Origin of the sequence: Enterobacter sp. Res13-Sevr-PEC09-46, assembly GCF_015672585.1 — a bacterium.
Taxonomy (GTDB): domain Bacteria; phylum Pseudomonadota; class Gammaproteobacteria; order Enterobacterales; family Enterobacteriaceae; genus Enterobacter; species Enterobacter hormaechei_C.
The window spans coordinates 75,499-86,949 of the sequence record NZ_JADABR010000020.1 but is presented as its reverse complement, the minus strand read 5'-3'; the positions used below and the strand labels follow the sequence as shown (position 1 = coordinate 86,949).

General features: G+C 56.2%; 9 protein-coding genes. 5 read left to right on the top strand and 4 right to left on the bottom strand.

Going from position 1 to position 11,451, the window contains the following annotated elements:
• Nucleotides 1-38: 38 nt before the first annotated feature.
• Nucleotides 39-1,376, bottom strand: a complete 1,338-nt coding sequence (locus tag IMQ56_RS14120) for a TolC family outer membrane protein (RefSeq protein ID WP_023303703.1) — start codon at nucleotides 1,374-1,376, stop codon at nucleotides 39-41.
• Between the two features lie 731 nt (nucleotides 1,377-2,107).
• On the opposite strand from IMQ56_RS14120, the gene IMQ56_RS14115 reads away from it, so the two are divergent.
• The gene (locus tag IMQ56_RS14115) at nucleotides 2,108-2,851 is read left to right on the top strand and encodes a DeoR/GlpR family DNA-binding transcription regulator (protein WP_015570569.1); all 744 of its coding nucleotides are present in this window, start codon (nucleotides 2,108-2,110) and stop codon (nucleotides 2,849-2,851) included.
• A 13-nt stretch (nucleotides 2,852-2,864) separates the two neighbouring features.
• The gene (locus tag IMQ56_RS14110; RefSeq protein ID WP_032669925.1) at nucleotides 2,865-3,932 is read left to right on the top strand and encodes an oxidoreductase; all 1,068 of its coding nucleotides are present in this window, start codon (nucleotides 2,865-2,867) and stop codon (nucleotides 3,930-3,932) included.
• Nucleotides 3,933-3,973: 41 nt separating this feature from the next.
• Here IMQ56_RS14110 and cybB read toward each other — a convergent pair whose 3' ends face one another.
• From cybB to IMQ56_RS14095, 3 genes are all read right to left on the bottom strand, one after another.
• Complete coding sequence (cybB, locus tag IMQ56_RS14105; protein WP_015570570.1) at nucleotides 3,974-4,504, bottom strand: cytochrome b561; 531 nt, start codon at nucleotides 4,502-4,504, stop codon at nucleotides 3,974-3,976.
• 87 nt (nucleotides 4,505-4,591) lie between these two features.
• Complete coding sequence (gene aldA / locus IMQ56_RS14100; protein WP_023296575.1) at nucleotides 4,592-6,031, bottom strand: aldehyde dehydrogenase; 1,440 nt, start codon at nucleotides 6,029-6,031, stop codon at nucleotides 4,592-4,594.
• A 198-nt stretch (nucleotides 6,032-6,229) separates the two neighbouring features.
• Nucleotides 6,230-7,024, bottom strand: a complete 795-nt coding sequence (locus tag IMQ56_RS14095; protein ID WP_072204532.1) for a YdcF family protein — start codon at nucleotides 7,022-7,024, stop codon at nucleotides 6,230-6,232.
• Between the two features lie 220 nt (nucleotides 7,025-7,244).
• Between IMQ56_RS14095 and IMQ56_RS14090 the strand changes: the two genes are divergently transcribed.
• The 3 genes from IMQ56_RS14090 to IMQ56_RS14080 are packed head-to-tail and all read left to right on the top strand — an operon-like array spanning nucleotide 7,245 to nucleotide 11,372.
• Nucleotides 7,245-8,891 carry an MFS transporter gene (locus IMQ56_RS14090; RefSeq protein ID WP_196064015.1) on the top strand — a complete coding sequence of 549 codons (1,647 nt, stop codon included), beginning with the start codon at nucleotides 7,245-7,247 and terminating at the stop codon, nucleotides 8,889-8,891.
• Between the two features lie 22 nt (nucleotides 8,892-8,913).
• Nucleotides 8,914-9,996, top strand: coding sequence for an HlyD family secretion protein (locus tag IMQ56_RS14085; protein WP_017693458.1), 1,083 nt, complete (start codon nucleotides 8,914-8,916; stop codon nucleotides 9,994-9,996).
• The gene (locus tag IMQ56_RS14080; protein ID WP_196064001.1) at nucleotides 9,993-11,372 is read left to right on the top strand and encodes an efflux transporter outer membrane subunit; all 1,380 of its coding nucleotides are present in this window, start codon (nucleotides 9,993-9,995) and stop codon (nucleotides 11,370-11,372) included. The genes IMQ56_RS14085 and IMQ56_RS14080 overlap by 4 nt, the downstream gene beginning before the upstream one ends.
• The last annotated feature ends 79 nt before the right edge of the window (nucleotides 11,373-11,451 follow it).

The following is an 11,451-nucleotide window of genomic DNA, read 5'->3' as shown; positions in this document are numbered from 1 at the left end:
TTGTCTGACTTATTTCGCGCAGAAAGGCGCGCCTTTTTTTAACTTAAATCAGGTAATTTCGCGGCAGCGTTTTTCTCTATTCCGATAAGCGGCAAGAGATTATCCACCGCAGAGGCGTAATTAATCGCCGCACTCCAGCCATCGTATTCAGCCATTATTTTCGCTGAGGTGGCAGACCAGACATCCTGCTCCACGCTGAGCAGATCGTTAATGCTGCGCTTGCTCAGGGTATATTCATTTTTGTAGACATCGCGGGCGCGCAACGCATTTTCCAGCTGACGCTTCCCGGCTTCCATTCGTCCACGCGCCCCGGTCCAGTCGGCCTGTGCGACGGAGGCTTTTTGCAGGACATCAAAACGGGCCTGATCGACCTGGGACGATGCCATTGCCCTTGCGCCCTCGGCCTGACGGACGCGCGCCGAGACCGCGCCGCCCTGATAAAGCGGTGCGTCAATATTGAGCTGGATCTGATCATCCCAGTACGCGCGATTATCAGACTCATAGCGGGTGCGGCCCCCTTTCAGGCTTAAGGTCGGCCAGTGCTGAGACCTGGCGGTTTCTACGCCGTACTGGGCTGAACGCTCCATGTTCTGCGCGGCCATCACCGTTGGGATCAGTGAATAATCAATCCGGTTGAGAGAATCCGGCTCCACGGCCAGACCTCCCGGAACCGGTGAATAGCGTTCAGCCTGTATGCCAGTTAATACCGCCAGCCGCGCGCGGGCGCTGTTCAGAGACGCATTATACTGCTCTACCGTCGCCTGCATCCCGGCGATACGGGTGCGGGTCTGAAGCTCATCAGAGGTGGAGCTTACGCCAGCATCGGCGCGGAGTTTTGCCAGTTGCTCAACGTTTTTAAGCGCCTGCACGTTCTCTTTTGCCGCCTGCAACAGATCGCTGTAGCGTTTTACTTCCACATAGCTGAGGGCCGTTTTTTCCGCGACGGCAGACATCGTGCTCATCAGCTGGTAGCGATAGCTGTCACGCTGAGCTGAAGACTGGCTGATGCTGTTATTGGTCTTGCCAAAATCGTACACCAGCTGCGTCAGGCTCAGGCCCCAGGCTGCGGAATTTCGCAACGAGCCGCTTGAATCGGTGGTCTGGCTGTGACCCGTACTCCCGTTCAGGGCTATTTGTGGCATCCAGCCACTGCGCGCTTCGTCTATTTGTGCCTGGCCGATCCCCAGTTGCGCTGCCTGCTGGCTCACCGAGGGGTCGCGATCGAGAGCGAAAAGAATACTTTCTTTCATCGTCATTGCCGCAACGGGAGATATCCCCGCCTGGCCGTTATTTGCATTAGCCGCAGTCACCACCAGCGAAATTAAGGTCAGGGAGACAGATAATCTGAGCAACCTGTTATTGCATTTCATCTTCATAATATCCCCGACTCCAGGTGATAGCCAAATAAATACCCAGGAAGAGGTACAAATAATTCTTCAGAAATCCCTCACCTCTTCTCGATTAATTTGGGTAATAGTTCCCCAAGCCCATTTCAATTGAGATGAGAGCCGTTCAATCTCTTTTTTTCTTTTAAGAATTTACTTAAATATTTATTGATTCGCAGCATAACAAAATGTGATATGAGCAACCACACCCGCATTGTTAATGCGGTGTTACAAATAAGAAAAAAGATGGGGTTTCTGGACAAAACGTTATAAAAGGCCTTTCAGATGAAACAAATAAACCCCCTGTAATATAAAGAAAATTCTAAAATGCCCCGGTGTACATTTTTGCGTTAATTTCACCCCGAATCAGACACAAAGATTTTCAAAGAAATGTCAACTTAAGTAATACACCGAATAAAATTGAATTATTTTACTTTAAAAACAGAAACTAATAGATATATGCACTAATTTATAATTACAAATTAGCCAAACATTCTGGTTAGAGCCAATAATCCGGCAGCTTAAGCCAAATTTTCAAGTAAAACATAGCGATAACAACATACCTAAAAGATACATACATGTTTTTGATGACTGATTAATGCGATATCAATAATCACATCATTAAACTGTTTTTGGATAACATCCCGCACCTGTCGCGATTCCCTTTCCTGCAAAATGCTGTAAACTGCGATTTATTGCGACATTTTGCAGGATACTGCCCCATGCATAAAACCGCCAGACAGAAATATGTGCTTGATATCATTACTGAGCAAGGCCAGGCCAGCATTACCGAGCTGGCAGAGCGATTGCAGGTTTCGGCGGACACCATCCGTCGCGATCTGACCGACCTGGAAAAACAGGGACTGGCACAAAAAAACCATGGCGGCGCCATCGCGCTGAATCTCTCGACGATGACCCGAGTAAGCAGGAATAGCTTGCTCCCTGAAATTAAGCAGCGGCTGGGTAAACAGGTTGCGCAATGCGTGCCTGCGGGCTCGACGCTTTTTCTGGACGCCGGAAGCACACTGCTGGCCGTTGCCTCTTTCCTTCAGGGGCCGCTGACCATCATCACCCCTTCTCTTGATATCGCCCAGCAGGTTAGCGATCGGGAAGATATTGACCTGATCCTGCTCGGTGGAAAGTGGGATCAGAAACAACGCCTGTTTGCCGGAAGCGCCACCCTTTCCCTGCTCTCTCGCTACCGGGCGGATATTGCCATCCTTGGCGCATGCGCCATCCATGCCGAACTCGGATTGAGCGCCAGTCAGGAGGCGGATGCAGAAGTGAAGCGTGCCATGCTGGCCGCAAGCCAGGCGCACTGGGTAGTCGCCGACCATCTAAAACTCAACCAGTGCGAACCGTATCTGGTGTCAGGGTTATCCGAGATTCATCAACTGTTTTTAGATCGTCCCTGGGCAGAGCTCGGGGACCATAGCGCCTTGCAGGTTACCGTTGGCGCGCATTAACGTGGAGAAGGTCATGAATAAAGTGAAGACAATGAATATTGCGCTGATCGGGTATGGTTTTGTAGGTAAGACGTTCCATGCCCCGCTGATCCAGTCCGTCGAAGGCCTGAAGCTGGCGGTGGTCTCATCCCGGGATGAAGAGAAAGTGAAACGCGATCTGCCGGACGTCCTCGTTGTTGCCACGCCGGAAGAGGCCATTCAGCACCCGGATATCGACCTGGTGGTTATCGCCTCCCCTAACGCGACCCATGCGCCGCTGGCCACCCTGGCGCTCAATGCCGGCAAGCATGTGGTAGTGGATAAGCCGTTTACGCTTGATATGCAGGAAGCGCGAGATCTGATTGCGCTTGCGCAAGAAAAACAGCGCCTGCTCTCGGTCTTCCATAACCGCCGCTGGGATAGCGATTTTCTCGGCATTAAGCAGGTGATTGAGCAAGGCCGTATCGGTAAGGTGAAACATTTTGAGTCGCATATCGATCGTTTCCGTCCGGAGGTTCGCGTGCGCTGGAGAGAGCAAAACGTGCCCGGCAGCGGCCTGTGGTTCGACTTAGGCCCGCATATGATTGACCAGACGCTACAGCTTTTTGGTCTGCCGCAGTCGGTACAGGGCAACATCGCCACCCTGCGTGACGGCGCGGAGATTAACGACTGGGCGCACGTGGTGCTGAATTATCCGGAACACAAAGTGGTCCTCCATTGCAGCATGCTGGTGGCGGGTGGCGTTGCCCGCTTTACCGTCCACGGCGATAAGGCCAGCGTGGTGAAAGCGCACATCGATCAGCAGGAAGCCCAGCTGCTGGCAGGCGTCGTTCCGGGTAGCGAAAGCTGGGGTGAAGACAGCGACGCTATGGTGCTGTTTAATGCCCAGGGTGAAGCCAGCGCTATCCCTGCGCCAAAAGGCGACCAGCGGCAGTACTATATAAACGTGCGCGATGCCCTGAACGGCAAGATTGACAACCCGGTCCATCCGGTGGAAGCCCTGGCGGTGATGGCGGTGCTGGAAGCGGCGGTAAAATCTTCGGAAACGGGTTCAACTCAGGAACTGGACTTAACGGCGCAGGAGCGCGCGCAACTGCAATAAGCCGCAAAAAAATGCCCTGCGGGTTCGCAGGGCATTATCGGTTACTGGCGCTTTTTCGGCATCATGCGCAGCAGCGTGTTGTCCTTCCAGAAGTAGTGATGCATCAGCGCGGCAAAGGCGTGCAAACCAATCACGAAGTACCCCAGATTCGCCAGCGTTACGTGCCACTCCTTTAGGGTATCCACCAGGTCAAAATTCCCCTCCGCCGCATGCGGCATCGTCAGGCCAAACGCAAACCAGTCATTTCCCCGGTTATACATCATCACCATGCCAATCAGCGGCAGCGCAATGAACAGCAGGTAGATTACCAGATGCCCGAGATGGGACAGCCCGGTAATCATCGCTTTTGGTTTCGGTTGAATAGGCGGAGCCGGGAATTTGAGGCGGATAAGCAGGCGCGCCACCATCAGCACCAGGATGCTGATCCCGCAGGAAACGTGGATCATATTAATAAGCGGACGATCGGTTCTTGGGAACCACCCTCTGAACTCCATGGCGCAATAGGCCATAATGACTAACAGAAAAACCAGCCAGTGAATGCTGATTTGCAGACCCGTATATTTTGTGCGCATGTTGTTTCCCGATAAAGAATCATTATCGCGCCAACATAACCACCTTTCCTGAAAATGTGAACCCCCTCGCATGGAGGGGGCTCCTGATTACGACTGCAAATAGACAACCTGCGTCTGCAAATACTCATTAAGACCGTGTTTGCCATCCGCCCCGCCGATACCGGATTTACGCCAGCCTGCATGGAAGCCCTGCATCGCTTCAAAGTTTTCACGGTTAATGTAGGTCTCGCCGAACTTAAGCCCCTTAATGGCTTTCATCGCGACGTTCAGGTCCTGCGTATAAACAGACGAGGTTAAACCGTAGTCGCTGTCGTTGGCCATGTTCAGCGCCTCTTCCAGGGTGTCGAATGCCACCACTGGCAGCACCGGGCCAAAGGTCTCTTCGTGCATGATGGCCATATCCTGACGTACGTCCAGCAGCAGCGTTGGGGGATAAAAATACCCTTTGCCTTCTGCCGCTTTACCGCCAAGGACCACTTTAGCCCCCTCCTGCACCGCGCGCGCCACCTTCTGCTCCACGCGCTCCAGCGCGGCGGCGTTGATCAGCGGCCCCATGGCAATATCCGTTCGCTCAGCCGGATTGCCAAACTGGACGGCTTTCATTGCCTCGCCCAGACGATTCACAAAGCGGTCGTAGATCCCCTTCTGGACATAGACACGTTCCGCACAGTTACACACCTGTCCGGTATTGATGACGCGTGAATCCACAATGGCCTTCACGGCCAGCTCGAGGTCGGCATCGTCCATCACGATGGCCGGGGCTTTACCGCCCAGCTCCAGCCCCACTTTGGTGATGTTTTTCGCCGCCGCAGCCATGATCTTTTCACCTGCCCCGACGCTGCCGGTCATGCTGACCATCGCCACTTTCGGGTTCCCGGCCAGCTCCTGTCCGACGGTTTCACCCCGGCCCAGCACAAGGTTAAAGACGCCTTTCGGCAGGCCAATCTCATCGACGATTTTGGCAAACGCAATGGCGTTGTTTGGGGTAAATTCGCTCGGCTTGATAACGATGGTGTTACCGGTGAGCAGCGCGGGAGCGAGCTTACGGGCAATCAGGAAGAAGGGGAAGTTCCACGGCAGAATGCCGGTGGTGACGCCCAGGGCACGCTTAAACACCAGAATATTTTCGCCCGGACGGTCGCTCTGAATGATTTCCCCTTCATAACGGCGCGCCCACTCGGCCATATAGTCGATATAGTCAGCGGTAAAGTTCACTTCCACTTCCGCCAGCTGCTGGATCTTGCCGCCTTCGGCCACAATCAGCGCGCTGATTTCACTGACGCGCTCGCGGATCCCGGCGGAAATTTTGCGTAGCCAGCTGGCGCGTTCAATAGCAGGCAGCGCCTCCCAGCCAGCCTGCGCGCGATCTGCCGCGTCAATGGCCTTGCGGGCGTCCTCGGCGCTGCCATCGGGAATACGGGAAATGACCTCTTCCGTGGCCGGATTGATCACGTCAATCCATGCATCACCCTGCCAGGCAACAAACTGTCCATCAATATACATAGGATGTTGTACGGGTACTGTCATAACCTGCTCCTGTAATCACACTGTTTTTAACAAGTAAACTTAATGTTAAAAACTATAATTACCGGGGCAATTGCCTACTCTATGAGTCTGTTTTTGTGAGATATCTCATAAAAGAAACGGGTCAGCCCGTTTCCAAAATCACAAATCGGCAACACAGGATGCCCGTTTGCGTAAAAGATGGCGCAAACGGGCAGAGCATCACAGCAGGGAACGGCTCACCAGCGCGTCGGTGAGAATGACGTCGTTTCGCAAGATCTGCCACGCGGCGTCCACGTCGGCAGGGATATCGACATGGGCAATGAAATCACGTCCCGCCGGACCGTAGCCGTTGATGTCGTCCCTGAGTCGCGGAAATTCACCCAGCACCAGCGACAAGTAGCGCTCTACCGGCCATAACCCCTCGACCGGGCCGCTAAACACCAGACCGTCGTCGCTGTTTTGCAGCACGGGCGTCAGGCCGGGATGACTCACCCATGCGGGCGATGCGGCCTCGTCGCGGCATACGCGGGCGAACGTAGCCATTGTGCGACGCTGCATCGTCGGGTCCTGCACCACCAGCACCCGGGCGGCGTTCAGTCTGGCTTGTTTCATCAACGCCCGGCTGAAGCGGGCGTTTTCGCCACAGTTGGTCGACTGATCCTCAACGTGAAGATGCTCGGCCGGAATGTTCCAGAATTCACGGGCGATGTCGGCCAGAATAGCCGCCTCAGCACGCCCGGTGGTGGGTATCCTGTTATAGCGGGGGTGTTTCGCAATCGCGGCGTAGAGGAAGGTCGTCGAGTGACCGATCCCGCCGCTGATGATCAGAGGAACACCCTGTTCAGCCGCGATTTTACAGGCAGCATCAATCGCGGGGATCACCGCATTACCCGCCAGAATCACCAGATCAACGGGCTGGTTGTCCTGATAGTCGTCCTGAGCAAGCCACGCCCCAACGGTATTCACGGCGTCGAGGGTTGTGCCAGGCAGACAGGGAAAAAGTGCCATTGTCATCGTTACCTCCTTACAGCATACAGAGCCTTCGATTATCCCCCTTTCTTTGCGTCATGCTATGGCATGAATGCTGAAAAAACGGGCCGGGATGTGCTCAAAAAGCACTCACATTTGATTAACATGAGAAAATCGTATTCACTTGAATTATGATTTGCGTCAGCCTTAGAATCATTAGCCCGCTCACAATTCAACTTTTAGAAAGGTAAACCCCGTTATGCGCCTGCCCCAACGCGACCCTTATGCTCCTCGCGAGTGGCAGCCACACGAGAAACCCGCCCTGCTGGGTTCTCCTTCCACCCCGGAACATCCAACGTCGAAACGAATCGCCTATGGCGTGGTCGGCCTGCTGGTGTGTCTGACCGGGGCGCTGGGTAACGCGGTCGTCACTGCCAATCTGCAAAATCTGCAAGGCACCTTTGGCGCCTGGTCGACTGAAATCGCCTGGCTCCCCGCCGTCTATGTCATGACCAACGTCTCCATCAACCTGCTGCTGGTAAAATTTCGCCAGCAGTACGGTTTGCGCGCCTTTACGGAAGGCTTCCTGGTGCTGTATGTGCTGGTCACCTTTTTCCACCTGTTTGTGAACGATCTCAGCTCCGCGCTGATGGTACGGGCGGCACACGGGATGGTCGCCGCCGCGCTCAGCTCGCTCGGCATTTATTACCAGATCCAGGCCTGGCCCGCGAAGCACCGACTGAAGGCGCTGACCATCGGCATAACAGGGTCGTCGCTGGCTATCCCGCTGGCGCGGCTGTTCTCCACCGAGCTGTTACAGCTTGATGAGTGGCGCGGGCTGTACTTCTTCGAGCTGGGTCTGGCCCTGATCTCCCTGGCCTGCGTGATGGTGCTCAAGCTGCCGCCGGGCGATCGACGCAAGGTCTTCGAGAAGAAAGATTTCATCACCTTCTTTTTGCTTGCGCCCGGCATGGCGCTGCTGTGCGCGGTTCTGTCGTTAGGGCGTCTGGACTGGTGGTTTGAAGCGCCGTGGATCGGCTGGGCGCTGGCTCTCTCGCTGGTGCTGATTGTCTCCGCGATCGTGTTTGAACATAACCGCAACAACCCGCTGCTTAATACCCGTTGGCTCTCCAGCGGCAGCATCGTACGCCTGGGGCTGATCATGCTGCTGATCCGCATCGTACTGGCGGAGCAGAACACGGGCGTCATCGGCTGGCTGCAATATGTAGGCTTACAGAATGAACAGATGACCCATCTGGCGTGGGCTATTTTCGCCGGGATCGTCTGCGGTATCGTCACCAGCTGTCTGACGATTAAGCCCACTAAACTGGCCTGGCCGATTATCACCTCGCTGGCGCTGATGATCGTTGCCTCGCTGCTGGACAGCCAGTCCAACAACCTGACCCGGCCAGATCAGCTTATATTCAGCCAGTTCCTGCTGGGCTTCGGCAGCGCGTTCTTCCTTGCGCCTGCGATGCTGGCCGCCATTGGCGGGGTGATCGCCGATCCGCGCAATCTGGTCAGCTTTTCCGTGATGTTTGGCATGAGTCAGAACCTTGGGGGCCTGCTGGGGTCCGCGATCCTCGGCACCTTCCAGACCTGGCGCGAGAAGTACCATTCCAGCCTGCTGGCTGACCAGCTCACCACCCTTAACCCGCTGGTGAACGAACGGATTCAGCTTTACACCCAGATGTACAAAAGCCTGATTGGCGACAGTTCCCTGCTGGGAACTCAGGCCATTACCCAGCTCCAGACGGTGACGACGCTTGAGGCGAATATTCTGGCTTACAACGATACTTATCTCCTGACGGCGAGCATTGCCACTGCCACGCTGGTCTGGATTTTATGGCGCTTGCTGCGTCTGCACATCACCGCCCGTATGGCCCTTAAGAACGCCACTGGCAACAAGTAATGACTATTTTTCAGGAGAAGTTATGAGTCAGCAGGATGCCGCCAAAGAGCAGGCCAACACCCGCAAAAATGTGCGCGTCGTTTCCATTTTCACCGCCGCGGCTATCGGCATTGTCGGGGTACTGGTGATCCTTTATGCCTGGCAGCTGCCCCCGTTCACGCGTCATGCCCAGTTTACCGATAACGCCTACGTGCGCGGCCAGACCACGTTCATCAGTCCCCAGGTAAACGGCTACATTACCGAGGTCCATGTTCAGGATTTCGCGCAGGTTAAAAAAGGCGAGCTGCTGTTGCAGATAGATGACCGCATCTATCGCCAGCGCGTCCATCAGGCCGAGGCGCAGCTGGCAATGAAAATTGCAGCCCTGAATAACAACCTGCAACAGCGCAAAAGCGCGGAAGCGGTGATTGCCAAAAACGAGGCGGCGCTGAAAAACGCCCGTGCCCAAAGTCTGAAAACCCAGGCGGATTTGAAACGCGTGAAAGAGCTGACCGCGGACGGCTCCCTCTCCATTCGCGAGCGCGATTCGGCGCTGGCCAGTGCCGCCCAGGGGAGCGCCGATATCGACCAGGCGAAAGCAACGCTTGAGATGTCGCGTCAGGATCTACAAACGGTCATCGTCAATCGCGGTTCGCTGGAAGCGGACGTTGAGAACGCGAAAGCCGCGCTGGAGCTGGCGCAGATCGATCTGCAAAACACCCGCATTGTCGCGCCGCGTGACGGTCAGCTCGGGCAGATTGCGGTGCGTCTGGGGGCGTATGTCACCGCCGGGACGCACCTTACCACGCTGGTCCCGCCGCAGCACTGGGTGATCGCAAATATCAAAGAGACGCAGCTGGCGAATTTACGCGTCGGCCAGCCGGTGAAATTCACCGTCGATGCCTTAAACGATAAAGCCTATCAGGGCCGCGTAGAGAGCATATCCCCGGCCACAGGGGTCGAGTTCAGCGCTATCACCCCGGACAACGCCACGGGCAACTTTGTTAAAATCGCCCAGCGCATCCCGGTACGCATTGAGGTACTCGGTGAGCCGGAGGCGTACCGGCTGCTGCGTCCTGGCATGTCGGTGCAGGTGACCATCGACACGCGGGAGGCGAAACAATGACCCTTCGCCCGATAGCCGGCCTGCTGATAATGACTATCCTGGCGGGATGCCAGTCGGTAGACGTTGAGCCCGCCAAATCGTCCCTGCACATACCGGCCCAGTGGCGCGCGACGTCGGGGCCAGCCAGCCCGACAGAGCAGCTCTGGTGGCGAAATTTTCACGACAGCAATCTGAATCGCTATGTGGATCAGGCGCTAAAGAATAACAGCGACGTGCTGATTGCCCGCGAGCGGATTAACGAGTACCAGGCCCGGGTGTACGCCGCCGACGGCAGCCTGTTCCCGTCGCTTGACGCGGGCGTGACCGGGACGCGCGCGCGTTCGCAGTCCGCCGTCACGGGGCTTCCGGTATACGGTACGTTGTACAAAGGCAGCCTGACCGCCAGCTACGACGTGGATATCTGGGGCGTCAACCGCAGCACCTCCCGTGCCGCTGAAGCGTCGCTGGAGGCACAAAAGGCGGCGGCCGCGGCGGCTGATCTTACCGTCGCATCCTCGGTGGCCTCCGGGTACGTCACCCTGCTGTCGCTGGACGAACAGCTGCGCGTTACCCGGTCCACGCTGAAGTCGCGTGAAGAGGCGTTCAACCTCGCCAAACGACAGTTTGAGACGGGATACAGCTCTCGCCTTGAGCTGATGCAATCGGATTCTGAGCTGCGCGCCACCCGCGCCCAGGTTCCACTGCTTCAGCACCAGATTGCGCAGCAGGAAAATGCGCTTAGCCTGCTGCTGGGCAGCAACCCGGGTGACGTTGCGCGCGGTGAAAGCTTTGATGCCCTGACGCCGCTGAAACTGCCCTTCCAGCTGCCGTCGACGCTACTGAACCGGCGCCCGGATATCGTCCAGGCTGAACGTCAGCTGATTGCGGCGGACGCGACGCTGGCGGCATCGCGCGCCAGCCTGCTGCCGTCGATCAACCTCACGGCCACGGGATCGGTGCAGGATCGCACGCTGTCGGGATTGCTGGATAACCCGCTACAGCTCTGGAGCGTGGGCGGCAGTATTCTTGCGCCGCTGCTGAACCGTCAGGCGCTGAATGCGCAGGTAGATATCTCTCAGTCCCAGCGGAATCAGGCGCTGTATAGCTACGAAAAAACCGTGCGTAACGCGTTTGCTGAGGTGAATGACAGCCTTGATGCCATCACCCGCTATCAGGAACAGCTTACCGAGCTGCTGGCACAGCAGACGGTCGCGCAGGAGACGCTGCGGATTGCGCAAAACCGCTACCGCAACGGATACTCTTCTTATCTGGATGAGCTCGATGCGCAGCGCACGCTGTTCTCGGTGCAGACCAGCGTGGTACAGGTGAAAAACAACCTGCTGCTGGCGCAAATTGATTTGTATAAAGCGCTGGGCGGCGGTTGGGTCAGTGCCTGAAAACATGCCGGGTGGCGGCTATGCCTTACCCGGCCTACCTGCTCTACATGTTCTCCCGTAGGCCCGGTAAGCGCAGCGC

Coding starts and splice junctions, on each gene's coding strand:
- IMQ56_RS14120 (WP_023303703.1), bottom strand. CDS start 1,376: ATGAAGATGAAATGCAATAACAGGTTGCTCAGATTATCTGTCTCCCTG.
- IMQ56_RS14115 (WP_015570569.1), top strand. CDS start 2,108: ATGCATAAAACCGCCAGACAGAAATATGTGCTTGATATCATTACTGAG.
- IMQ56_RS14110 (WP_032669925.1), top strand. CDS start 2,865: ATGAATAAAGTGAAGACAATGAATATTGCGCTGATCGGGTATGGTTTT.
- cybB (WP_015570570.1), bottom strand. CDS start 4,504: ATGCGCACAAAATATACGGGTCTGCAAATCAGCATTCACTGGCTGGTT.
- aldA (WP_023296575.1), bottom strand. CDS start 6,031: ATGACAGTACCCGTACAACATCCTATGTATATTGATGGACAGTTTGTT.
- IMQ56_RS14095 (WP_072204532.1), bottom strand. CDS start 7,024: ATGACAATGGCACTTTTTCCCTGTCTGCCTGGCACAACCCTCGACGCC.
- IMQ56_RS14085 (WP_017693458.1), top strand. CDS start 8,914: ATGAGTCAGCAGGATGCCGCCAAAGAGCAGGCCAACACCCGCAAAAAT.
- IMQ56_RS14080 (WP_196064001.1), top strand. CDS start 9,993: ATGACCCTTCGCCCGATAGCCGGCCTGCTGATAATGACTATCCTGGCG.